At 33.7% G+C, this 23,798-nt stretch carries 29 protein-coding genes and 5 pseudogenes; 12 read left to right on the top strand and 22 right to left on the bottom strand.

Annotated elements, in window-relative coordinates; translation table 11 throughout:
• Positions 1-19: 19 nt before the first annotated feature.
• The 7 genes from M014_RS0102880 to M014_RS0102850 all read right to left on the bottom strand — a co-directional run bounded on the left by M014_RS0102880 (position 20) and on the right by M014_RS0102850 (position 3,567).
• Entirely contained in the window at positions 20-307 is a 288-nt protein-coding gene (locus M014_RS0102880; RefSeq protein ID WP_051588527.1) for a hypothetical protein, read from the bottom strand.
• Positions 308-579: 272 nt separating this feature from the next.
• Positions 580-897: a hypothetical protein gene (locus M014_RS0102875; RefSeq protein ID WP_026590363.1), complete on the bottom strand. Its 318-nt coding sequence runs from the start codon at positions 895-897 to the stop codon at positions 580-582.
• 195 nt (positions 898-1,092) lie between these two features.
• Positions 1,093-1,410 carry a hypothetical protein gene (locus M014_RS0102870; protein ID WP_026590362.1) on the bottom strand — a complete coding sequence of 106 codons (318 nt, stop codon included), beginning with the start codon at positions 1,408-1,410 and terminating at the stop codon, positions 1,093-1,095.
• A 202-nt stretch (positions 1,411-1,612) separates the two neighbouring features.
• On the bottom strand, positions 1,613-1,963 hold the full coding sequence (locus M014_RS26330; RefSeq protein ID WP_051588526.1) for a hypothetical protein: 351 nt from the start codon (positions 1,961-1,963) through the stop codon (positions 1,613-1,615).
• A gap of 208 nt (positions 1,964-2,171) precedes the next feature.
• The gene (locus tag M014_RS0102860; protein WP_231503889.1) at positions 2,172-2,519 is read right to left on the bottom strand and encodes a hypothetical protein; all 348 of its coding nucleotides are present in this window, start codon (positions 2,517-2,519) and stop codon (positions 2,172-2,174) included.
• Between the two features lie 198 nt (positions 2,520-2,717).
• Positions 2,718-3,035, bottom strand: coding sequence for a hypothetical protein (locus M014_RS0102855; RefSeq protein WP_026590360.1), 318 nt, complete (start codon positions 3,033-3,035; stop codon positions 2,718-2,720).
• A 214-nt stretch (positions 3,036-3,249) separates the two neighbouring features.
• Positions 3,250-3,567 carry a hypothetical protein gene (locus tag M014_RS0102850; protein ID WP_026590359.1) on the bottom strand — a complete coding sequence of 106 codons (318 nt, stop codon included), beginning with the start codon at positions 3,565-3,567 and terminating at the stop codon, positions 3,250-3,252.
• Between the two features lie 61 nt (positions 3,568-3,628).
• Here M014_RS0102850 and M014_RS0102845 point away from each other — a divergent pair, with 61 nt between their 5' ends.
• Together M014_RS0102845 and M014_RS0102840 are read left to right on the top strand one after the other, a co-directional pair.
• Positions 3,629-4,783, top strand: a complete 1,155-nt coding sequence (locus tag M014_RS0102845) for an Mbeg1-like protein (RefSeq protein ID WP_026590358.1) — start codon at positions 3,629-3,631, stop codon at positions 4,781-4,783.
• Complete coding sequence (locus tag M014_RS0102840) at positions 4,780-5,058, top strand: hypothetical protein (RefSeq protein WP_026590357.1); 279 nt, start codon at positions 4,780-4,782, stop codon at positions 5,056-5,058. The genes M014_RS0102845 and M014_RS0102840 overlap by 4 nt, the downstream gene beginning before the upstream one ends.
• 167 nt (positions 5,059-5,225) lie before the next feature.
• Here the strand turns inward: M014_RS0102840 and M014_RS0102835 are convergent, their stop codons facing one another.
• A complete protein-coding gene (locus M014_RS0102835; RefSeq protein ID WP_026590356.1) occupies positions 5,226-5,414 on the bottom strand; it encodes a hypothetical protein in 189 nt (62 codons plus the stop codon).
• Positions 5,415-5,760: 346 nt separating this feature from the next.
• On the opposite strand from M014_RS0102835, the gene M014_RS0102825 reads away from it, so the two are divergent.
• The 3 genes from M014_RS0102825 to M014_RS0102815 all read left to right on the top strand — a co-directional run bounded on the left by M014_RS0102825 (position 5,761) and on the right by M014_RS0102815 (position 7,159).
• Entirely contained in the window at positions 5,761-6,180 is a 420-nt protein-coding gene (locus tag M014_RS0102825) for an Imm70 family immunity protein (RefSeq protein WP_026590355.1), read from the top strand.
• Positions 6,181-6,399: 219 nt separating this feature from the next.
• A complete protein-coding gene (locus tag M014_RS30290) occupies positions 6,400-6,534 on the top strand; it encodes a hypothetical protein (protein WP_255259945.1) in 135 nt (44 codons plus the stop codon).
• Positions 6,535-6,721: 187 nt separating this feature from the next.
• Entirely contained in the window at positions 6,722-7,159 is a 438-nt protein-coding gene (locus M014_RS0102815; protein WP_026590354.1) for a DUF1259 domain-containing protein, read from the top strand.
• Between the two features lie 117 nt (positions 7,160-7,276).
• On the opposite strand, the gene M014_RS0102810 is transcribed toward M014_RS0102815, so the two are convergent.
• The 3 genes and pseudogenes from M014_RS0102810 to M014_RS0102800 all read right to left on the bottom strand — a co-directional run.
• The gene (locus tag M014_RS0102810; RefSeq protein ID WP_026590353.1) at positions 7,277-7,618 is read right to left on the bottom strand and encodes a YmaF family protein; all 342 of its coding nucleotides are present in this window, start codon (positions 7,616-7,618) and stop codon (positions 7,277-7,279) included.
• Between the two features lie 170 nt (positions 7,619-7,788).
• Positions 7,789-7,941: a hypothetical protein gene (locus tag M014_RS29055; RefSeq protein ID WP_155924312.1), complete on the bottom strand. Its 153-nt coding sequence runs from the start codon at positions 7,939-7,941 to the stop codon at positions 7,789-7,791.
• Positions 7,942-7,943: 2 nt separating this feature from the next.
• A pseudogene (locus M014_RS0102800) lies at positions 7,944-8,283 on the bottom strand (terminase large subunit); the annotation flags it as partial.
• Positions 8,284-8,520: 237 nt separating this feature from the next.
• Here M014_RS0102800 and M014_RS29865 point away from each other — a divergent pair.
• From M014_RS29865 to M014_RS0102785, 3 genes and pseudogenes are all read left to right on the top strand, one after another.
• Positions 8,521-8,748, top strand: a pseudogene (locus M014_RS29865) (hypothetical protein); the annotation flags it as partial.
• Entirely contained in the window at positions 8,741-8,917 is a 177-nt protein-coding gene (locus tag M014_RS29505) for a hypothetical protein (RefSeq protein WP_176527642.1), read from the top strand. The pseudogene M014_RS29865 and the gene M014_RS29505, both read left to right, overlap by 8 nt.
• Positions 8,918-10,043: 1,126 nt before the next feature.
• On the top strand, positions 10,044-10,544 hold the full coding sequence (locus M014_RS0102785) for a hypothetical protein (protein WP_026590350.1): 501 nt from the start codon (positions 10,044-10,046) through the stop codon (positions 10,542-10,544).
• A gap of 93 nt (positions 10,545-10,637) precedes the next feature.
• On the opposite strand, the gene M014_RS0102780 is transcribed toward M014_RS0102785, so the two are convergent.
• Positions 10,638-10,862 (bottom strand): hypothetical protein, encoded by a 225-nt coding sequence (locus M014_RS0102780; RefSeq protein WP_026590349.1) that lies wholly within the window; start codon positions 10,860-10,862, stop codon positions 10,638-10,640.
• Between the two features lie 306 nt (positions 10,863-11,168).
• Here M014_RS0102780 and M014_RS0102775 point away from each other — a divergent pair, with 306 nt between their 5' ends.
• Entirely contained in the window at positions 11,169-11,624 is a 456-nt protein-coding gene (locus tag M014_RS0102775; RefSeq protein ID WP_026590348.1) for a hypothetical protein, read from the top strand.
• 1,218 nt (positions 11,625-12,842) lie between these two features.
• Here M014_RS0102775 and M014_RS0102765 read toward each other — a convergent pair.
• The gene (locus M014_RS0102765) at positions 12,843-13,100 is read right to left on the bottom strand and encodes a DUF3947 family protein (protein WP_026590347.1); all 258 of its coding nucleotides are present in this window, start codon (positions 13,098-13,100) and stop codon (positions 12,843-12,845) included.
• A 281-nt stretch (positions 13,101-13,381) separates the two neighbouring features.
• Between M014_RS0102765 and M014_RS0102760 the strand changes: the two genes are divergently transcribed.
• Positions 13,382-13,852 carry a hypothetical protein gene (locus tag M014_RS0102760; protein WP_026590346.1) on the top strand — a complete coding sequence of 157 codons (471 nt, stop codon included), beginning with the start codon at positions 13,382-13,384 and terminating at the stop codon, positions 13,850-13,852.
• Positions 13,853-14,162: 310 nt separating this feature from the next.
• Here the strand turns inward: M014_RS0102760 and M014_RS29050 are convergent.
• Both M014_RS29050 and M014_RS0102750 read right to left on the bottom strand, forming a co-directional pair.
• Positions 14,163-14,285 (bottom strand): annotated as a pseudogene (locus M014_RS29050) (DUF3954 domain-containing protein); the annotation flags it as partial.
• A gap of 151 nt (positions 14,286-14,436) precedes the next feature.
• Positions 14,437-14,670, bottom strand: a complete 234-nt coding sequence (locus tag M014_RS0102750; protein ID WP_208017123.1) for a hypothetical protein — start codon at positions 14,668-14,670, stop codon at positions 14,437-14,439.
• A 117-nt stretch (positions 14,671-14,787) separates the two neighbouring features.
• Here M014_RS0102750 and M014_RS30540 point away from each other — a divergent pair.
• Together M014_RS30540 and M014_RS0102745 are read left to right on the top strand one after the other, a co-directional pair.
• Positions 14,788-15,011, top strand: a pseudogene (locus tag M014_RS30540) (ImmA/IrrE family metallo-endopeptidase); the annotation flags it as partial.
• A 92-nt stretch (positions 15,012-15,103) separates the two neighbouring features.
• Positions 15,104-16,651: a recombinase family protein gene (locus M014_RS0102745; RefSeq protein ID WP_026590344.1), complete on the top strand. Its 1,548-nt coding sequence runs from the start codon at positions 15,104-15,106 to the stop codon at positions 16,649-16,651.
• A 32-nt stretch (positions 16,652-16,683) separates the two neighbouring features.
• Here the strand turns inward: M014_RS0102745 and dpaB are convergent.
• From dpaB to rpsO, 7 genes and pseudogenes are all read right to left on the bottom strand, one after another.
• Positions 16,684-17,109: pseudogene (dpaB, locus tag M014_RS26320) on the bottom strand (dipicolinate synthase subunit B); the annotation flags it as partial.
• Positions 17,106-18,008 carry a dipicolinic acid synthetase subunit A gene (dpaA, locus tag M014_RS0102735; protein WP_026590343.1) on the bottom strand — a complete coding sequence of 301 codons (903 nt, stop codon included), beginning with the start codon at positions 18,006-18,008 and terminating at the stop codon, positions 17,106-17,108. The gene dpaA and the pseudogene dpaB, both read right to left, overlap by 4 nt.
• A gap of 307 nt (positions 18,009-18,315) precedes the next feature.
• On the bottom strand, positions 18,316-18,567 hold the full coding sequence (locus M014_RS0102730) for a YlmC/YmxH family sporulation protein (RefSeq protein ID WP_026590342.1): 252 nt from the start codon (positions 18,565-18,567) through the stop codon (positions 18,316-18,318).
• 198 nt (positions 18,568-18,765) lie between these two features.
• Positions 18,766-20,004 carry a M16 family metallopeptidase gene (locus M014_RS0102725; RefSeq protein WP_026590341.1) on the bottom strand — a complete coding sequence of 413 codons (1,239 nt, stop codon included), beginning with the start codon at positions 20,002-20,004 and terminating at the stop codon, positions 18,766-18,768.
• An 86-nt stretch (positions 20,005-20,090) separates the two neighbouring features.
• Positions 20,091-20,990: a polysaccharide deacetylase family protein gene (locus M014_RS0102720; protein WP_026590340.1), complete on the bottom strand. Its 900-nt coding sequence runs from the start codon at positions 20,988-20,990 to the stop codon at positions 20,091-20,093.
• 162 nt (positions 20,991-21,152) lie between these two features.
• A complete protein-coding gene (pnp, locus tag M014_RS0102715; RefSeq protein ID WP_026590339.1) occupies positions 21,153-23,306 on the bottom strand; it encodes a polyribonucleotide nucleotidyltransferase in 2,154 nt (717 codons plus the stop codon).
• Between the two features lie 160 nt (positions 23,307-23,466).
• Positions 23,467-23,736 (bottom strand): 30S ribosomal protein S15, encoded by a 270-nt coding sequence (rpsO, locus tag M014_RS0102710; protein WP_001229392.1) that lies wholly within the window; start codon positions 23,734-23,736, stop codon positions 23,467-23,469.
• Between the last annotated feature and the right edge of the window lie 62 nt (positions 23,737-23,798).

Here is a 23,798-nt window from a genome sequence, read left to right as displayed (position 1 = left end):
ATTAATCTAGGCCTCTTTATTATTCTACAAAGAGTTCGCTTACTTTATAATCTCTATGAGAAGATACTACAACAGAAAAACCCTTATTTTTATCATTAGAGATGTATCCATCAACAAAAACCTTTAGGCCTCCCATTTCACCTGAAAATTCTACATCTGTTATAGTAACATCCACATTTTTTTCTTTCTTAAAATATTCAATTGTAGCTTTTTTAGCTTTATCTTTAATTTCTTGTTGTTCTTGAGACGACATCGCCCATACAGGATTCACTGCATCTATGAATTTTATAACTGTACAAGAGACCATACCAATAAGAATAACTCCAATAATTATTATAATCTTAAGCGAATTTCGAATTGTAATTCCTCTCTCTTTCTTATTAAAACTTATATTACCAAACCCATAAAATTACGGAGAGAAGTAGCAGAATTGAATATTGCCATATTAAAAAGAAAATAGACAACTAAAATAAAGCTCATGAAAAGCATCATTGTCATGCACTTTCATAAAAACTGCGCTAATAGCAATATATTTATTATTAAATAGAAAACAGAAAAAGTAATTCTTGATTACAAAGTTTAATAACTAACACTTGTAACTTTATAATCATTTTTATATTCTACATTAGCAGACACTTCTTTCTTTTTATCTCCAGATACATAACCGTCAACATCAATCCAGCTTCCAGAGATATCGTTAGAAAATTCCACTTTTATAACTACAATATCCCAATTCTTCTTTGTTTTAAAATATTCAATAGCTGCTTCCGATGCTTTTTCTTTTATCTCTTTCTCTTCTTTTTCACTATAGGGGTGTGTAGCTTTATAAAATTCATAAATAGTACACGACCCAATCCCTAAAATCAACAAAAACGTAATTAATAGTATTTTTTTCATTTATTATCACCTCTATACTATCCTAATTAACGTAAAAGTAATTAGAATAAAGGAATTGTATGTGCCTTCCAATTGTAAAGTGATGATAACAAATAAATTTTTTCTTCATCTGAGTTTCGATATTCTCATCTTAATAAAGCAGTGCTGTTAATTCTAAATAAACATAATGTATTAAAAAATATTTATTTAAAATAATTAATCAACCGAACCTTCAACTTTATAATCATTTTTATATTCCACATTTGCATATACTTTTTTCTTCTTGTCTTCAGTTACATAACCATAAACATCAATCCAGCCTCTAGAAATATCTGCTGAAAATTCTACTTTCGTCACTGTAATATTCAAATTTCTCTCTTTCTTAAAATGTTCGACAGCTGCTCTTGAAGCTTTTTCTTTAATCTCGCTTTCTTCTTGCTCACTATAGGGATGTGTAACTTTATAAAATTTATAGACGGCGCACGATCCCATTCCTAAAATCAAAAAAAATGTAATTAATAGGATTTTCTTCATTTATTATTACCCCCATTACCATTATAATATTAAATATTCAGAAATAAAGGGACGTTATAGGGGATATAATCTCAGATAAAACCTATAAAGAGTTGTCTAGCACAACATATAGAGCTAAGCAAAAAAGCTAACTAATTTCAGTTAACTTTTTTGCTTGATGATATTTACCAAAATCACAAATTATATGTAATTAATGAAATTTTCACTCTTTTCCACTTTCCATATTATGTAGTTTTTCGCTTACAGTTACTCCAGATACTTCGTAATTTTTATTATACTTTATTGTTGCAGATACCTTTTCTCGATTTTCCTTAACATATCCATGTACAAAAATAGAACCACCTCCCAAAGATCCAGAAAATTCAACTTTAGTAACTTTAATATCCCAATTTTTTTCTTTTTTAAAATATTCAACAGCAGCTTGTGAAGATTTTTCTTTCATTTCCTTTTCTTCCTGTGCGGTGTAAGGATGTAACGCTTTGTTATATTGAACCGCAAGATACGCCCCTATACCAAAAACTACCAAAACAATAACGATTATTACCTTTTTCATTCGTTTATCACCCTTAATCCATTATAAAGAAGAAAAATATAAAAGAGCCCTATTAATCTGAGGTCCCTGAAAAAGGACTCCATCACCTTCTATATACAGGTGACAAACCCCTTTCTTTTTCAACATATCGAGAAAATGCACATTATTTTTTCAAAGCAATCACTTTTCCAGTGCCATCCTTAATCTAGGTCTCTTTTTTTCTGCATTACTATTCTTGGACTCTATAATCATCTTTCCAGTAAACAGTAACAGCAAATGTTTTGGTTTCATCATTAGAATAATGTCCATTAACAAAAATTGTACCTCCACCTAACTCTCCTGAAAATTCCATGTCTGTAACAATAACATCAACATTTTTTTCTTTTTTAAAATAATCAATAGTAGCATGTTCAGCTTTGTCTTTTATTTTTTGCCTTTCTTCAGGGGACATAGATGTTATAGGGCTTATAATCGGTCTTAATTTAATAACAGTACAGGCTGCAACACTGATAAGAATAATTTCGACAATTGTTATAATTTTAAGCGAATTCCGAATTATAATCCCCCTGTTTCTCATTATAACTTATATTACCAAATCTATAAAATTACGGAGAGATGTAGCAGAATTGAGTATTACTAAATTAAGAAATAAATATAATAGACATCTAACATGAAACTAAAAAAACTGTTATTTTCATATGAGCGTCACTAATTGTACACTCATATAGAAATATATTAATTATTAAACAGAAAAAGTAATTCTTGATTAGAAAGTTTAATTACTCGTACTATCTATTTCATAATCATTACGATATTCTACTCGAGCAAACACTTCTTTCTTTTTATCCCCAGATACATAACCATAAACATAAATCCAACTTCTATTTATATCCGTTGAAAATTCCATTTTTGTTACCGTGATATCCCAGTTCCTCTCTTTTTTATAATATTCAATAGCCGCTTTTGATGCTTTTTCTTTCATCTCGTTTTCTTCTTGCTCACTATAGGGATGTGTTACTGTATAAAATTGATAAACAGTACACGATCCCATTCCTAAAATTAACAAAAATATAACGAATAGGACTTTTTTCATTTATTATCTCCTCTATACTACCCTAATTAATATAAAAGTAATTAGAATAAAGGAATTGTATGTGCCTTCCAATTGTAAAGTGATGCAACTCAGGTGATGATAAAAAAACATAGTTTATCTTCATCTGAATTTCGATATTTTTATATTAATAAATAGATTGTTTTTTAATTATAATTAAGTATTATGTAGTAAAAATAATTTTCATTTAGAGTAATTAATCACTCGCGTATTTAACTTCATAATCATTTCTATAGTCTACACTTGCATATACTTCTTTCTTTTTGTCGTCAGTCACATAGCCATCAACAGTAATCGAGCTACTAGTAATATCCGCTGAAAATTCTACTTTTGTCACGGTAATATCCCAATTTTTCTTTGTTTTAAAATACTCGACAGTTGCTTTCGATGCTTTTTCTTTAATCTCGTTTTCTTCTTGCTCACTATAGGGATGTGTCACTTTATAAAATTTATAGACGGCGCATGAGCTAATCCCTAAAATTAACAAAAATGTAATTAATAAGATTTTTTTCATTTATTATCACCTCCATTACTATTATAATTATAATAGTAATATTTAGAAAAGGGGGAATATTATGAGGAATAGGATCTCAGATAAAACCTATAATAGTTTGTCTGACGCAGCATATCAAAAAGAGAGAGTGATAGTTGCTAACGATGGGAGAGGAGATGAAAAGTGGATACCAATCCATCCCGAAGGCGCAACATTACATGACCCTGTAACTGGGTTTGATGCAACAGTTTTTTACAATAAGCAAACTAAAGAAGTTGTTGTATCCTATAGAGGTACAGAGGGTGGTAAATCAATAGACAGAGCAGGACCAGATTATTTGACAGATTTTAAGTATATATTCAAAGGTGACAAACCTTTACAAGATGGGGAGAAAATAGATCCATCTGATAAAACTCAAGTAGTAGCACCAAATCAATTTACGCAAGCAACGTCTCTCTTAGAAATAGTAAAAAAGGAATATGGCGGTGAAGCTACGATAACAGTCACAGGTCATTCGTTAGGTGGTGCAAATGCTCAATATGCTGCAGCGATGTGCGATGTGCCTGCAATAACTTATTCTGCTCCCGGTGTTTATGATATGTTACCAAAAGAAATTCAAGAAAAGGTGGACTCAGGAGAATACAAAGGAAAAATAACGAATTACATTAACCCTAAGGATTCTATTTCTGGTGGTTTTCTATGGGAAGATAAAAATCATATTGGCGATACATATATGATTGATTCGGATTTTAAAACAGCTACAGATGACTATGGTTTTCATATGATTGATAGATTCAGCGACTCTGTCTCAAAAGATAAAGATTTTCATGGATTAGGCAATTATCATTATGACAAATTCGGAAATATAGATAATAAATTGATAGATGCTAGTACAGGAAAAGAAATTTATCAATCTCCGAGATATTCTATTAATGGTGTCGGGGAGGTAAAAGTTATCATGGAATATCTAGAGAAGTCAGCAAACGAAATGAAACAGAGCGCAGAAGCCTTCCGAAACCATATCCCACGGGTAATTGACGAAGTAAAACAGTCTCTAAAATCAACAAAGAGTCAGCGTATGGAAAATAGAATAAATGAACTTTATCACCTTTTAGATCAGACTAGCCGAGTATATGCTTTAAAGTCTCAAGAAGTTGCAGAGTTTATTAAGAAAAAGGCGGACGAATATAAAAATGCGGACGAAAATTTCCAAGGATTTGGGTGGATAAAAAAATGAGACAAATGTACTTTAACGAAGAACATATAGAAGACGCTTTTGAAAGCTTAAACAAATTAATCACATATATAAATGAAAATCAAGAGCGTATCAACGACATTTATAACCTCGTACAAGCTGGTTGGTCACAAAATGGTGCGGGAAAAAAAGCGACGGAAGATTTAGGGACCTTACGTAAAGAATTGAACCACGGTATTAATGAAATACACACAAAGAAAAAAGAATTAAGAAATGATTGGGAACTGATGAAAGCTGTAGATAGAAGTTATAAATAAAAATAGAATTAAAACAATCAAAAAAATTTAGTTAATACTTGTCGTATTAAATTAAATTGAATTATATTCGATTAACAACTAATCATAATCTAAAAACAAAAGTCCCCCTCACTCGAGAGGGACTTTCACTTTATCAGCTAAATTTTCTTTTACATAACAATACATAGCTACCTCTTGATCTGTCGCTTTCTTCTATATAAACCCACGTCATCAACCGTAATCCATACCCAACCTTTTAAATCTCCAAAAAAGTCCCTCTTGAGTTGCTCCGATGTAATTGCACCTGTTTTAGTAACTATCTCCTCATTCATCAAACTACACTGCCTCTCATCTTCTAATAAAAATACCGACCCCATAAAAGTTGAATCCTTGTGGAATAAAAATGTGTATTCTTTTGATTCTGCTGGTACTTTGATAATACATGAAACAGATTTGTTAACATCGATTACATCTCCTATTAACTATTTTGTTATCATATGTAAATTGGCAGTTAAAGGTAATATCTTGTGATATAGTTAAAATGCGTTCATTGTTACTCATCCGAGGTGTTCTCTTTTGATTGCGTCTTTTTTTACGAAAAATTACCTCCACAATAAGAGGACAAACTGTTTCTAATGAAATTTTGAAAGAAATTAGAACAGAAATAAGTAAAAAAGCTAATGCATTACCTGAAATAAAAATTATAAAAGAGGACTGATAAAAATGGCAGTAGGATTTTCTGTAGATATGTTTTTTTATGAAGCAGGACACCCTGACTTTCTACACAGTTTTTTCTCAACAGTGTCATACCACTGTGAGCCTGATGGTTGGGGAACTAAATACCCTTTATTAATGCAGGATTTATATTTTGAAAGATTAAAATGGCAGGATGTGTCTGCGGCATTAAAAAACGTGGAAGAAATTAGAGAAAAATTGAGCAAAATCCCTCCATCAGAGGTAATATGGGATTTTGAAGATATAACAAAAAAACCACCTTATGGAGATAAAATTCCTGCTAAAATAACTAACTTAGCAAACTATCATACTATTCAAGGAACCTCTTTTTTAGATTTACTAAAAAATGCATTAAAGGAATCAGAGGAATGTAAAATGGATGTAACGATCGAAAAGGTTGGGAGATAAATTTAGTAACAAAACCTGTCAGAGTAGAGTGTTATCATAATAAAAATCACTTCAAATGAGGTGATTTTTATTTTTGTCTAACAACGAAGAGTTCAACTTGATTGGAGTTTTAAAAATAAGTTTCTGCAACTCCTTAATCACGGATTTATGGGAATGTAATATTTACAGTTGTTGCATGAGATTGGTATGATTTAGGTGTTATTTCAAGGAGGTCTTTTCATGAGTTATGATCCTATTGCAACGTATGGAACAATTAGCACAGACAGTTCTTATTTAGTGTTCTATTTAAATATAAATAAAACAATTAGAGATATTCAAATAAAAAGCGAAGGACAGAACCTAAAAAAAGGGTAAAAAACAAGGATTTTCTTTAGTCCGAATATGAAAATATAAGTATTAATAAATAATTATGTAAGGATTATAGTATTTAATCTCATTAGTAGTAAATAAATAGTCCAAACCTTTTCCGTATAGTATGAATATTTTATTATAGGGAATTGCTTGTCCCTAACACTACGTATATATGGAAAGAAGGGATTTTATGTATTCAGATGATTATCATTCATGCGAATCTAGATGTTCATCTAGCAGTCAATTATGTAATGAATTTGCGAGAATCTTAGGTGGAGAGGGATCAGTCACTCCGGAGGGAGTATGTTTGGTACAAAAGTTTCGTAATATTAGATTTACGATTCTTGGACGTAGAACAAGGTCTCCACTTGTAAACCCTCAATTTTTTTCATTTGAAGATCTGGATAGTAGAGGTAATGCGTTAAATTTAGGAGAAACTGTGCTTTTACAAGAAGAAATTAACCCGTTATTAACTGAACTTAGAAAAAGAGATATTATAGTTACAGCGATTCATAATCACTGGTTATTTGACGAACCACGGGCAATGTATATGCACTTTGAATCTATTGAACCACCATTAGAATTTGCTAGAAAAATAAGAGCAGCATTTAGAGTATTAAGAGGATAGTCTGATTTTACAACAGGGGGGATTTTAATCCTCCCTGTGTTTTATTTATCTTTAGGATTTTTAAGTAAAGGACATCTCTAATGCCCTTTTTGGATAGTAATTGCTGTATTATAATTTTTATTTATTCCCTGGAGCAGGTTGATCCACTCCTTTAACATGGTGTTTATGCCCATCATCTTCAGTCGTGTAAAAATCATAATAATGAACATGCATTCCATTTCCAACAGGAATGGCTGGTCCTGAGTATGCCTTATAATAATGGGTGTGCCCATCCTCAAATAGAACATATCCTTCTGTATAGTGAATATGTCCTCCCTCTTGCGTCGGAATTGGTGGTGATGTTACATCCAAACATTGATGTACATGACCATCTGCCACGGATGTATAATCAACAGATCCATGGTTATGATGTGGTACAAATCCGGAAACAAAATCATTTTTTCTTACTTTTCTATCCAATCTACCCACCCCTTGTACATAAAGATTACTTCTATAAACTATATGTTTAGAACAAAAAAGTGATTCTTAATAACAACTCATACTTGTATAACCTATACATGTGAGGTTGATATAATGTACCATTGTTAGTAGTATCTAAAAAACACCCTAAATTAAGGATAGATCTTGTATTATCTAACCCAACGAATATACTTACCAAAATAAATCCATCCGCGATCTTTTACATGAACCCAATCACCTTCACGACCATCAATCTCGTAATCTTTTTGTTCTAGTACACCTACTACTTTTGAGTTCGTTGTAGAAAATTCACGTAAGCGCACATCAGAACCTCACCATCACGAAGACTATCTTTCGTATCTCCGTTTGATGTTCTAAACTTCACTATACTTCCAGTAGCCTTCGAAGTCGTTTGTGTTTCAGTTGCTTTAAAAGCTTTTTTTCAAAATTTCATGTCTGCGAACAGTTTTCTTTACTTCATCAGAGCTTGTTTCTGCTTGCTCTTCACTGTTTGCAACAACAGAAGTATTATATTCTGGAATACCATGCAATTCACTGATTAAAAAGTGGATAATAACGGACATTAGACCGTTTTTATCACCGCCGCGCCCTAACATCCACAAGAATTTACGATAGAGTATGCGCCCATTTTGTTCAATAAAAAGAGCATCCACGTCAGTAGATGCCCAAATGTGTAGGAGTTTTCAATGAGTATTGAATAGGACCTTGGAGATCTTGTCCCATACTCCAATATATGCTTGTCCTTCTTAAAATGTGAAAGAGAGCACTCCCAAAAATTAAGTGCTTTCTCTTGAAAAATTATGGGATAACATATTGAAAACGAACTATCCATACAATTGTATGAATATATGCTTGTTCACATTCCTTGTTATTGTGTTTTTAGATTTATTACGCTTACTACGCTTGCAATTATTCCTTGGTCGGCCTTATTTGTATATCTAGGTTGGAAGCTTGTAGAAAAGTGGGAGAATATAAACGAAGTAGCTGGCCCCTATGTTAAATATTTTGCTATTACAGCAGTGGCCCTGATTGTTTTCTATTTTGCTGTAACAATAGTAATGAGAAGACGTAACAAGTGGTTAATTGTAAGGAGTGCTATAAATGTCTGATATAATCCGTCTCTTTATTATCATGCTCATTGCAAGTTATTTATTTTTCTCCGTAATGATGGAATTTAAAAATCCACAAAAAAGTATGTTCTGGTTCACGATTGAAATCTTGTTTCTTTTGGGAACGTTACTATTAATAAAAGAATTCTTCATCAAATATGTAACATAACTTTCTCTCTTCCTCCCTGAATAAAACTCAATATTCCGCAAATACTGTAGATATAATCTTTCTCCATTCCCCCATTGGAGCCGAGCAGTTAGCCTTTGCTAGCTGCTTTTTTGTTTTTTTCACACTTCTTCCTCAATACTCATATACTATTTTGAATCAAAAATAATATCTAAGCATTAAAATGAAAGGTATCCTTTTACAACTTTTCAATTGATTCCAAGGCTTATTTCCTCTTAAAGAGCACTGTTCGAAGGTACTCTTTTTATTGTGATGTTTTTTATAAAATGAAATTTTTGTTAGATATTTACACCTTGATGAGTAACTTGCATATATTATCATGTGTGCCACATTCCACTCTCTGAGGCCCTGATAAGAGCACGTATATAGTGCTCTTTTTATAGTGGATAATTTCAGTATCAAATGGCGTTTTTGTTGATTTTTGACACATTTAAACGAAACAAGCATATGTTATTGTATAGAGAACATCACTCATAAAAACCCATCTTCCTATGAACACGCTATATTTGTGCTATATTTGATTTTTTAAATAGACATATCCTTTTTACATATTTTCAAAAAGGCTGCACACACTATCCATAAGCCATTCGAACTAGCGGTTCACTCCCTCTTTCAATGAGTATGCCATTAGTTAATCTCACAAACTCATGAGACCCACAGGCAGGCAACTAAAAATGTTGTCTGCCAAATCATTAACAAATTTTGTATAATCAATGCTGATTTTGTACAGACTCTTTAAAAAGCTATTGACATTTCCATAATTTCTCTGACGGACTCCCCACCGTTATCCAAGGGCTTTAATAACAGACAACTTTTTCAGTTGTCTGTTATTTTGTTGTATAATCCTTTCCCATTCACACATACTATTCATGAGTCAATTTACCAATACGAGTCATTTTGTTACTTTTAAAATCTACCTAAGTTAATTTACTCCTCATGGGACAAGCGATTTCGCTTGTCCTATTTGTAATTAAAACTTTATCTTTATGCCCCTTTCCTAATTCTCTGTATTTTAAATTTATTTTTTTATTTAGTATTTAACCCAAAAATTTGCACAATATAAAAGATGTTGCTCACTACTATGTGGGTACAAAAGGAGGATTATAAAATGGACAAACGAACAGAGAAAAAAGTTGAAGCTGTGGCACGAAAAGCTGCTGATTTAGAAGTTTCACAAGAATTAACTAGTCTTAAAGATCAAATTCAGCAGTTACAACAGTCTTTATCTCAAGCATCTCAAGGTCAACAACAACAGCCGCAACAAGGATTGCAACAAGCTAACCAACTGATGCAACAGCTTCAACAATTTAGCCAACAGTCTCAACAACAAATGCAACAAGCTGATCAACAATTACAACAAGCTATTCAAACATTAAATCAAGGTTTACAGTATCTACAAGCTAATCAGACATTAAGCCAAGTAAATCAAGCTATTTCTCAGGCTCAATCACAAGTTGGTCAAACGGGTGGACAACAAGGGCAACAAATGGGCGGTCAACAAGGTATGCAAATGGGTAACCAACAAGGGCAGCAAATGGGCGGTCAACAAGGTATGCAAATGGGTAACCAACAAGGACAGCAAATGGGCGGTCAACAACAATTTCAATAAGCACATTCATGGCAATCCCTACAATAGTAAATTTTCTGTATCTTATATAGCAGTAAGCAAACTTCAATTTCTTTTTGTTAGTAATTATTAGTATTAAATAAATAACAATACAAGTTCTTGAAAGAGCACTTTTATATAGTTCTCTTTTTTGTATACATATTTCACTTCAGTTATTTCGACTTTCACATTTACAATGAAACTAGCATATAAATAATCAATATAAACAAGGAGACTTAAAGGCATTGGAATCTTCTTTCTAGGAGCACCTATATCAGATGCTCTTTTTACATATACAATGTAAATAACGATTTTATTCATTTCACATCAATTTACTATTATTAGAAAAGTTAGAAATATTTACTCGGTGTTTTTTCTGAATAATCATGATATTATTCAATTGCTGGCGTTCACCATCCCACGAACTCAGCAACTGCATCCATGAACTCTGCTCTCGTCGTTGAGAGTAGAGTTTTTATTTATAGAACCATCCCCAATAAACTCTGTATATTATTACAATATAAAATTTTTGTTTAAATCCATCTTTATTTTTGAATGTATCTTTACTAATACTTTTGTGTTAAAATCCTCTAGGATATTAATCTTTATATTTTTTTTGGAGGCTTTATGAATAATCAAAATAACAATGAAACAAATAACATCAATGGACTATTTGCAGTTCTTCAAATAGTGTTACCACTGGTACTACCTATTGTTCTCCCTACAGTTATAATTGTAGGAATGAAACAATGGATGCCTAATGACATTGAATATACAAGTATAATGTCACTATTGACGTTATCTATTGGATTTTTCATATTTGGAATAATCTTCTCTTTCATATTACGAGTATTCAAACTATCTGAGGAAAAACTAATAGAATTAGGTTTCTTAGGATTCACAATTTCAATTGTTAGTACATTTCTTACGATGTATGTCGGATATTTTGGGTTAGCAAATCTTAATTTTACAACGGTGAAATTATCCCCTCATGCCGTGTTGATTTTCGCCATTTTATTTACAGTTCTTCTAGAAATTATCTTTAAATTGATTGATAAATTTGATACATCCGATGAAAGATAAGCACTAAAATAAAATATAACAACCGTTATCCAAGAGCGCATACATGAATGTGCTCTTTTTATTTGCAATTAAAATAGCGTTTTTATTAAAAACTTTTCACATTTATACTGGACAAGCATATGTTATTGTATGGAGATTCTCTACTCATAGAAATCTACCTTTCTAATCTAAGAGCACGCTTATATGTGTGCTCTTAGATTATTTATTATGAAATAACGATTTTATTCAAAATGACGGCCCTGATTCATTTGGACACATTTACCAGTATTATTTCCAAAAAGTTCATGTTACGGTTAATTAGTCGAGTACGTCATTACTTGACGATTACCCTTAGGAGCCCCGTAGATAAACGGGGTTTCTTTTATTTAAATAACTATTTTGTTCAAATTCTGGATAAATGTTAATATTCTTCATAAAGGAGGTCTACTAATGAAAAAGATTTTTTCAGTTATTTTCATAGCAATTTTCCTTTTAATAGTTCTATATTTTGTTGGTATGTCACTTTTTTGGAACCAGCCTTAAGTTAAAATAAATAATAAATTACCACTATGATTATTTAATAAATCTTCCGTCAATATAATAGATAACCCATTAAGTTACTTTCTCTATTACCCATGAACCAAACAGTTAGCTTTTGCTAGCTGCTCTTTTGTTTTTTCACACTTCTCCCTCAATACTCATATGCTATTTTGAATCAAAAAATAATATCTAAGCTATAAACTGAACGGTATCCTTTTACAACTTTTCAATTAATTGCAAAGATTCTTTTCCTTTACAGAGCACTGTTCGAAGGTGCTCTTTTTATTGTGATGTTTTTTTTAAATAAAATATTCATTAAATTTAGCGTTTTTATTCTTTTACGGACATACTCAGCTATCAAAAAACAACATACAATATAAAAAATTCACTTCAGAAGGAAAATCTGACTACAAAAGTTTTTCAAAAGATATTAGGGTCTTCATCTGGCTTTCAATATCTATTTTTATTTTTCCTTTTCCTGAATCAACATTCACATTCTGCTTCAAAGTGGCGCTTTTGTTTATTTTTGACACGCCTTAATGAGACAAGCATACTTTATTGTATGAAGACCCTCTCTCATAGATTGCTATCTTTCTAAGAGCACATTCACACATGTGCTCTTTTTTATCAAATAACGTTTTTGTTAAACTATTTATGAATAAGTGTCCATCGAACAGTTATGTCTTCTGTGACTATTTGCTACAAATAATATGCAGTTTCATACGGAACCGTTGAAAAAGGTATCCTATACTGCATAATGTACATTGGATAATAATATTGCAATGAATGATAGTAAGGTTGTATACTTTGTTGCATTTGTTGTGCTTGTTGTTGTGCTTGTATCGCTTGTTGCTGTGCTTGTATAGCCTGGTGAACAGCTTGAATTGTACTTTGCGCAGGACCATGCCCACCTAAAGGACGCTTTCGCATTTCATTGTAAAAATAACTGGGAAACATTTTTATTCACCCCACCCTCGTAAATATTCTCACCCGTCACCTTTCATACTATGAACATTGATTTAAAGTTGATAATTTGTGAAACTTTTTACCTTATCATTCTCTAACCTCTTTCTATTCAAATAACACTTTCGTCCATTTTATCCAACTGATTTTCCCCCACCCTTTTACTGACTTTTCGGTACATAATAGATCCCTTAAATTTTTTAAATTTCGTCCAAGCACCATTTCTATTTCACAAATAATATATATGGACAACTAACAAGGAGAGTGACATACGTATGGCGGATTATTTTTATGAAAATGGTAAGAAGTGTTATAAAAACCAATATCACTCGTATTCTAGTCAAAAAGAGCATAAATGTTTCGTTGAGACTCATACAATTTCCGGTTCGGGAGTAAATTTAACTGGAAATATCCCCCTAGATTTTTTCTTACGCCCTAACACTTCAAGAACTATTTTTGAAGACTTTACCAAAAATCACAATAAAACATTAATTCAGATTTCTGCTGCTGGTAATAGTGCCCCTTTTGAGGTAACTATTCGAACAAGAGGATCTCGCATACCAATTACCGCTAGATTAAGTGAAGAGGATTCACCACGGATATTTCAAGTGGAAGATTTCGAAAGCCTTACTTTCTCAAATACCACTAACAGTCCTAGTGTCGGGAATATATTTATCCAAAAAACGTTCTGTATTTGCTGTAATGAAAAAGATAATTCTTGTAATGAATGTGACTATGAAGGTTAAAATTCATCACCAGAAGAATCCTTTATATAAAGGATTCTTTTTTCATATCACCATCCAATTATTCACTATTACACCTCCTCATTTCTTAACAAATAACGCTTTTATATGAAATCTGTACACATTTTTGACACATCCACTATCACAATCCACTGAAAATTCGTGATAATATTAATTTGTTGAATACGCCAAATTTCGACATTGCACGACAACAATATCTCCCTTATCGAATCCCTGTCCCCCAGGGATTTTTCCTTGTATTCATTACTTTTTGTTTCACTAAATTTTCATCCCGAACAAAATTCAAATTTGATTAAAGTAACTGTGTTTTCCGCTCATCCATACGAGTTACTTTTCCACTTTTATATACAAAGGACTGTTCCCCATGACCACTTGTTGGTGGCTCTATTGAATGAATTTGTCCATCTTTCACAACATTCTCTAGCATTACGTAGCAATCCACCTATCGATGAATTGCAATATATACTTGTTCCCATATTTGTTCACCTCCGTATTCAGTTTTCAAAGAATTACAATAAAATTTATAGAATACATAACTTGTCTATTTTTTATGAAAAAAAGAGGAATTAATCCTCGATACTTTCTTTTGCTTGCATTTCTTTGATGATGGCCCAACCAGCCTCGTAATATGCTCGAAGGATGTTTTCAATTTCCTTTTGTGTTTTAGGTTCAGGAGCCACAACATAAACTTTCGTTTTTCCAAATTCATAAGTCGCTGCATATTCCTCTTGTTGGCTCATGATGTCACCTCTTGAAGTGCTTTTTATATATTTATGCTTTAGATCAATTGGTACTGCCATTGGAAGTGCTGATATTTTCCCCCTTTCTTTCTAACTAGTTTATAAGTGCGCTTTTCGCACGTTATATTTTAAAATTTTTTCTACAGTACTTTCTAATGCTTCTGCGATTTTTAAGGCTACAAAGAAGCAAAAGCAAACAATTTCAAACTACATTTTTGTATTGTTACTTTTATGTCAAGGACATTAAACCTCCCCGAAACAAGAAAAGAATCGATATATCTCATTGCAAAAACTTTCAATGTTTCATTCATCCTGCGAAGCAACACTTGTTGCATTATGAAAATCAGCTGCTAGCTTGTCATTTGGAAAATATTTTTTCACAAACATGTCTAATTACATAATAAAAACTATAACTTCTACTTAAACATTGAATTTTTATAATTTATGTCATGTACTCTTCGTATAATTAATACTGAATACAGGAGGTACTGCTATGAGAACCGCGATCTACTTACGTAAATCACGCGCTGATCTAGAAGCCGAAGCACGTGGTGAAGGCGAAACTTTAGCAAAACACCGCACTACCCTGCTGAAAATCGCTAAAGAGAAAAGTTTAAATGTTTTAGCTGTTCGTGAGGAAATCGTTTCTGGTGAGAGCTTAGTGAAACGTCCTGAGATGTTAGCACTACTCGAAGAAATTGAGGATAACAAATATGACGTTGTTCTTTGCATGGATATGGACCGTTTAGGTCGTGGTGGCATGAAAGAACAAGGAATCATTTTAGAGACATTTAAACGCTCCAATACGAAGATTATGACACCTAGGAAGACTTATGACCTTAACGATGAGTGGGACGAAGAATACAGTGAATTTGAGGCGTTTATGGCGCGTAAAGAGTTAAAGATTATTACCCGCCGGATGCAACGTGGTCGTATTGCAAGTGTAGAGGCTGGCAATTACCTTGGTACGCACGCACCATACGGATACGATATCCATCGCTTAAATAAGCGTGAGCGTACGTTAACGATTAATCTAGAAGAAGCCTCTGTTGTCAGAATGATATTTGAATGGTATGCAAATGAGGATATGGGAGCCTCCATGATTACGAACAAATTAAATCAGCTTGGCTATAAAAGTAAATTAGGGAACGACTGGAATCCATACAGCGTGTTAGATATGTTAAAAAATAATATTTACATCGGAAAAGTAACGTGGCAAAAAAGAAAAGAAGTGAAACGTCCGGATGCAACGAAACGTAGTTGCACTAGACAAGATAAATCAGAATGGATTATTGCAGATGGAAAACATGATTCGATTATCTCAGAAAGTTTATTTGAAAAAGCACAGGAGAAATTAAATACAAGATATCACGTTCCTTATAATACGAATGGATTAAAGAATCCCCTAGCCGGAATTATCAGATGTGGGAAATGCGGATACAGCATGGTGCAAAGGTATCCAAAGAATCGAAAAAAGACAATGGATTGTAAACACCGTGGTTGTGAAAACAAATCAAGCTATACAGAATTAATCGAAAGACGTTTACTCGAGGCTTTAAAGGAATGGTATATCAATTACAAAGCTGATTTTGCTAAAAATATTCAAGACAGTCTTTCTAAAGAAAAGCAAGTAATAAAAATAAATCAAGCTACATTACGCAAGCTTGAAAAAGAATTATTAGATGTTCAAAAGCAAAAAAATAATTTACACGATTTATTAGAACGAGGCGTTTATACGGTTGATATGTTTTTGGAACGTTCTAATGTTGTATCAGATCGCATGAATGAAATTACTGACATGATGGAGAACCTCCAAAAGGAAATTAATACTGAAATAACAAAGGAACGCGTAAAAAAAGATAAGATTCCTCAAGTAGAGCATGTATTAGATCTTTATTTCAAAACAGATGATCCAATGAAAAAGAATAGCCTGTTAAAGTCTGTTCTGAAAAAAGCTATTTACACGAAAGAAAAATGGCAAAGGCTCGATGATTTCAAGCTTGTGATCTACCCTAAGCTCCCTAAAGATGGCGACAAATAAGCGTTTGCTTTTTGTCGTCATCCTCTTGGTGTAATTAGGTTTACACCATTTAGACCAAGAGCATCATTTGTCGAAACTGCTAATACAACGGGTTTCCCATTCCGAAGCGTTGCCTTTGCTGCCATTAGTACCGGAGAATCTGTCATCGCATTAGCAAATTTACTCATTGAATTTCCTGTTAGTGGAGCAATCACCATACAATCTAATGGTATTTTGGGACCAAGTGGTTCTGCCCCTACGATAGAATTAATAACCTTATTTCCTGTTATCTCCTCAATTCTTTCAATCCACTCTGCCCCTTCACCAAATCTAGTATTTGTTGTTTGTACAGTGTATGAAACAACTGGCAGTACTTCCACCCCCTCTGCAATCAGCTTTTCTACATGTGGCATAACTTCTGCATACGTACAATGCGAACCTGTAAATCCAAAGCCAATCCGCTTCCCTTTCAAACTCATTTCCCATTCTCCTCTCTTGCAACCATCTCTGCTGTTAATAGCTGAGAAAGAACATTCGCCAAAATTTGCCCCGCTGTTTTCGGTGCAACAATTCCGGGAAGACCTGGCGCTAGCAATGCTTTAACTCCTCGTTTCTCTGCATAGCGAAAGTCCGTGCCACCTGGTCTAGAGGCTAGGTCAATAATTAAAGTGTGCGCCGGCATCCGTGAAATGACACTTGCTGTTACAACAAGGTGTGGAATTGTGTTAATAACAATATCAATATCACTTACTTCCTCCTCGATGTTATGCATATAAAAAGGAGAAAACATCATTTCTGAAATACGAGCGATATGTTCCGAGCGCCTTGCTCCTACTTTGACATGCGCTCCTAGTGATTGAAAAGCCCTAGCTACACTCATTCCAGTTCTACCAAATCCTAAAACCATTACATTCGAACCGTGAATCGTATAATCTGTATTTTGAATAACCATCATTAATGTTCCTTCTACCGTTGGAATAGAATTGTAGATCGCTACATCATCACGATCGAATAATTTCACAAGTTTTCGATTTGTAGTAGTTACAATATTCTCCAAATACGGTGTACCAATTCCTGAATATATAGTAAAGCTTGCTGGTGTTTTTTCAACTTGTTCCTTCGTAATCACAATTTTTTCATTTGAAAAAATAGTATCTACTTCCCCTTTTGCATTTGTTCCTGCTACCGGCAAAATAATTGCATCTAAAGAAGTGAAATCTAGATCTTGCATACTCTCTTTTGCTGCCCCTGTAAAACCATGATCCAGTTGATCGAACCCTACTAATGAAAGTTTTGCATCAAGTTCAACTAACTTACGAATCACTTCTAGCTGTCTTGCGTCTCCTCCTATGACAGCGATGTGCATCTCAGTCAACATTCCCTACTTCACCTTCTTTTTTCTATCATTTATAAGAAAAGCGCCTACTTTTTCTTTTTCCTCCACATCATATGTACCGTACGAGTTAGAGGTGATTGAAAAACAAAGGCATCCACTATTTCTAAACATGTGAAATTCTATAAAATAAAGCTATATTCATTAGGTGTTCTTTTATTAACATGAATTATTAGCCTTCACCAATTGAACTTCTATAGGGGAGCATTTTATCTCCCGCTTTTTACTAAGCCTGAAAGTAGTGTATTACTACCTAGAAATAGAAAAAAAAGACAACCGAAATGGTTATCTTTTACTGTGAGCCTGGACGGTTTGCAAGATCAAAAATAATCATATCATGACCGACCTTTTTAATCCGGCTCCATTCTACCCTTACTTCTTGCTGTTCTCTTTTGAAACCACCCCATTTTCCCACTGGTATAATAAGAGCTTGAATTTTCCCATCCTTCTCGTTTATTTCTAAATCAGCATGACCTAAAATCCCCATTCTTTCCGCACGTTCCAAATCCACAATTTCTTTTCCACTTAATTCACTTAAACGCATGTCACTCTCTCCTTTACCCAAAATCTTTCGTACAATATTCTCAAATCTCATCCTGTAATAAGTACGTATTCTACATATCTCTAAAAAATACCAAGAAAATGAAATCCTCTTCCTAACATTCAAAATCTCTTATAACGTTAAAAAGCTTACTACATAAAAATAACCGCATCTCCTCGTAAGAGATACGGTTATTTCGCCTTATTTCATTCCTTTTGGAAGCTCTCCATTTGGACTAATTAGTGCTGCAGAAAATTCATTGGTAAACATAGTGCGAACCAATGTATCTACATCTTTTTTCGTCACTTTGTTTACACTCTCAATAATTTCATCAAGAGAACGGTGTTTTCTAAGAAGTAATTCATTTTTACCATTACGACTCATACGACTATTCGTACTCTCTAAACTCAACATTAAATTTCCTTTAAGCTGTTCTTTACTGTTCACAAGTTCTTTCTCTGTAATACCGGTATTTTTCAACGTCTCTAAAGTTTCTTGCATTGTATCATATAAAGTATTTAATTGTTGGCTTCCTGTACCACCATAAAGTGTTAACATCCCTGTATCTTCATAAGAAGAATGATACGAGAACACTGAGTATGCTAATCCTCTTTGTTCACGCACTTCTTGGAATAAGCGGCTACTCATACTTCCACCTAATATATTATTTAATACAATTAAGTTATAAATATCTTCATGTCCCATTTGCAATCCTTGGAATCCTAAACATAAATGAGCTTGCTCTGTTTCCTTCTTGCGAGCAACTTTATTAAAATGAAAAATTGGGCTATGTACTTGTTCACGATTTGTTGTTCCCTCATAGTTACCGAAATATTGTTCCACCGTTTGAACAAATGTTTCATCAATATTTCCAGCAATCGAAACTACAACATTTTCAGGTGTATAATGATCTTTTATATATTGACGCAGTGTATCCCCTGTAAATGTTTCAAGCGTTTCTTCTGTACCTAGAATTGGGTATCCAAGCGGATGCGTTTCATATGTTGCTTTCGTTAACATGTCATGTACGATATCATCTGGTGTATCTTCATACATTTTAATTTCTTCAAATACAACATTCTTCTCTTTCTTCAATTCCTCTTCATCAAATGTTGAATTAAAGAACATATCCGCTAAAACATCTAACGCATACTTAGCATGTTCATCTAGCACTTTCGCATAATAGCACGTATATTCTTTTGAAGTAAACGCATTTACTTGCCCACCAATGCTATCAAATGATTCTGCAATTTCTCTTGCACTACGCGTCTCTGTTCCTTTAAAAAACATGTGCTCTAAAAAGTGCGAAACCCCATTATTTTTCTCATTTTCATTTCTAGAACCAGCATGAATCCATATACCAATCGCAACTGAACGTACAGTTGGTATGTTCTCCATAACGATCCTTACACCATTTTTACAAGTATATTTTTTAATCAAAAACTTTCCTCCTAATGCCAGTTTCTCTAAATAATTGCTATTATTTAATGATAACAAGTTTGAACATGAATGTCATGTAAATGTATTTAATCAATGCGTTTTTCATCTAATAATTCCGTAATATTACCTACTTTATATCCTTGTTTTTTCAACTGTAAAATCATTGTATTAAGCGCTTCCGCTGTTGGGGATGTCGGGTGCATCAGTACAATTGCACCTGGGTGCACTTTCCTCATCACACGCTGAAGAAGTACTTCAGGCTCAGGGCGTTTCCAATCAATTGTATCAACTGTCCACATAATAGTCCCCATCTTTAACCCGGCCGCTACTTCTACAACTTCATCACGAAAACTTCCACTCGGTGGTGCAAACCATCGTACTTTTTGATTTGTAGCTGCCTCAATAATTTGATTTGTCTTTTGTAATTGTTCTTGTATCTGAGTTCTAGATAGCGTTTTCATATCTGGGTGTGTATAAGAATGATTTCCTACTTCTTGCCCTGCATCTACGATCATTTTTGCAAATCGTAAATTTTCTTTTACCCAGCGTCCTTCTAGAAAAAACGTTGCCTTTACATTGTGCTTTTTCAATGTTTCTAATATACGCGGAAGATATTCATTTCCCCATGCCACATTTATGGTTAATCCTACCATTTTTTTATTTGGGTTTCCACGATAAATAGGAGAAGGCGATAAATCTTCTAAGTGTATGCTTGGTGAAACTTCCCGATATACAAGGTGCTTCTCATCAAAATTCCCTATATTCTTCATGTAATTATATGATGCTTCAATATCAACCTCTTTACCATTATACCCTGGTGTCGCCTTCCAAATCTTATCAATTATCGCATTTTGTGGTGCAATTGAATACTGTTTCGCTTGTTTCTGAATTTTTTCATATAAATCGTCATTTGCCAACACTGAATACGAGCATAGGCCTATACAAAATAAGAATATAGCTATGAATACAAAGATACGAGTTCTCATCTAAACCCTCCCATTAACTATACAAATAAGAAAAGTCCATTCTCTTCTTATCTTTGTTAATTTAAGCGTTATCATGAAAACTATACCTTTCACTAATAAAAATCTATGCATCAAATGTATTTTTATTTAACAAAAAAAGCCAGGAATCCTGGCTTTTTTTACTTACTTCTGTTCTTGTATATTTTCTTCTTGTGAAGCTTCTTCTTTTGCTGCTTCTTTTTCTTGCTCTTCTTTTAACAATACTTTTCTAGATAAGTTCACACGACCTTGTTTATCAATTTCGATAACTTTTACTGAAATCTCATCACCGATTTTCACAACGTCTTCTACTTTACCTACACGCTCAAGTGCAAGTTCAGAAATATGAACAAGTCCATCTTTACCACTAAATAATTCAACGAAAGCTCCGAATTTCTCGATACGTTTTACTTTTCCTAAGTAGATTTCGCCCACTTGTACTTCGCGAACGATATCTTCGATAATTTTCTTCGCTTTTTCATTCATTTCTTGATCAATTGATGAAATAAATACTGTACCGTCTTGTTCGATATCAATTTTCACGCCTGTTTCTTCAATAATCTTATTAATTTGTTTACCGCTTGGTCCAATAACATCGCGAATTTTATCTGGATTAATTGTCATTGTAATAATTTTTGGAGCATATGCAGATAGCTCTTTACGCGGTTCAGCAATCACAGACAACATATGATCTAGAATATGCATACGCCCGATTTTAGCTTGTTGTAATGCTTCTTCTAAAATTTCGCGAGATAAACCTTCAATTTTAATGTCCATTTGTAATGCAGTTACACCTTTTGCTGTACCTGCCACTTTAAAGTCCATATCACCTAGATGATCTTCCATGCCTTGAATATCCGTTAAAATTGTGTAGTGCTCACCAGATTTCACTAGACCCATTGCAATACCAGCAACTGGTGCTTTTAATGGCACACCCGCATCCATCATCGCTAACGTACTTCCACAAATACTTGCTTGTGAAGTAGATCCATTAGATTCTAATACTTCTGATACAAGACGAACTGTATACGGGAAGTCCTTTTCAGATGGAATTACAGGTTCAAGAGCACGTTCACCTAATGCACCGTGACCAATTTCACGACGACCTGGTCCACGCATCGGTCTTGTTTCACCAACACTAAAGGATGGGAAATTATAATGATGCATAAAGCGTTTCGATTCTTCTACACCAAGACCATCTAAAATTTGCACATCGCCTAATGCACCTAATGTACAAATACTTAGTGCTTGTGTTTGTCCACGTGTAAATAGTCCAGAACCGTGCGTACGAGATAAAATACCTACCTCTGATGCTAACGGGCGGATTTCGTCACTCTTACGTCCATCTGGGCGGATTTTTTCAACTGTAATAAGACGACGTACTTCTTCTTTTACAATTTTATATAAAATCTCATTTACTTGTCCTAATATTTCTGCATCAACTTCTTGTGCTTCATAATGCTCAATTACACGTTTTTTCACTTCGCTAATCGCATCTTCACGCGCGTGTTTTTCATGCACTTGAATTGCAGCATGCATATCTTTCTCTGCCATTTCACGAATAACTGTATCAAGATCGGCATTAACTTCATAAAGCACTACTTCTGCTTTTTCTTTACCAATAGCTTGTACAATCTCTTCTTGGAAAGCAATTAAACGTTTAATTTCGTCATGACCGAACATAATTGCTTCTAACATTGTTTCTTCAGGTACCTGATCTGCACCTGCTTCTACCATGTTAATCGCATCTTTTGTACCCGCTACAACAAGATGAATATCACTTTTCTCTTGCTGTTCAACTGTTGGGTTAATAATGAATTCGCCATCGATACGACCAACTGTTGCACCAGCAATCGGACCTTCAAATGGAATATCTGAGATCGATAACGCTAATGAAGAACCTAACATAGCTGCCATCTCAGAAGAACAATCTTGGTCAACACTCATAACGATGCTGACAACTTGTACTTCATTACGGAAGCCATCTGCGAAAAGTGGGCGAATTGGTCGGTCAATTAAACGACTTGCTAAAATTGCTTTTTCACTTGGACGACCTTCACGTTTAATAAAACCACCTGGGATTTTTCCAACTGCATATAAACGCTCTTCATAGTTTACTGTAAGCGGGAAGAAATCTACATTTTTTGGCTCTTTTGATGCAGTTGCTGTAGATAGAACTGCTGTGTCGCCATATCTTACTAATACTGCCCCATTTGCTTGTTTTGCAAGCTGGCCTGTTTCAATTGTTAGCTGACGACCAGCTAAATCTATCGAGAAGACTTGCTTTTCTTGACTCATTTAAGTACCCCTCTCAGTTTAAAATATTCAATTCTTCTATGTAAATGGCTAATATATCACAATATTCTTCCTCTAGTATTACCGAAATTTAAGTAAGCTATTAAGAGTAGAAGATATATTTTTACCTAACAAAAAAGCGGGAATATTCCCGCTTCTTTGACTATCGACGTAAGCCAAGCTTTGTGATTAATTCACGGTAACGTGTGATATCGCTATTACGAAGGTAAGTAAGTAAGTTACGACGTTTACCAACCATCTTTAATAGACCACGACGTGAATGATGATCTTTCTTGTGAGTACGTAAGTGCTCGTTTAGAGTATTAATTTGCTCTGTTAGGACAGCAATTTGAACCTCTGGAGAACCAGTATCAGTCTCATGAGTTCTAAATTGTGCAATGATTTCATTTTTACGCTCTTGTGTTAAAGCCATCCTATTTCACCTCCTATTAATTAAACCCCCAATTACCGAGCAAGCGTCGGTGAGTCGCAATG

Source organism: Bacillus sp. UNC437CL72CviS29, from assembly GCF_000482345.1.
GTDB classification, from domain to species: Bacteria; Bacillota; Bacilli; order Bacillales; family Bacillaceae_G; genus Bacillus_A; species Bacillus_A arachidis.
Note: the sequence above shows the minus strand (reverse complement) of the source record. Positions and strands in the feature narration are given on the sequence as shown.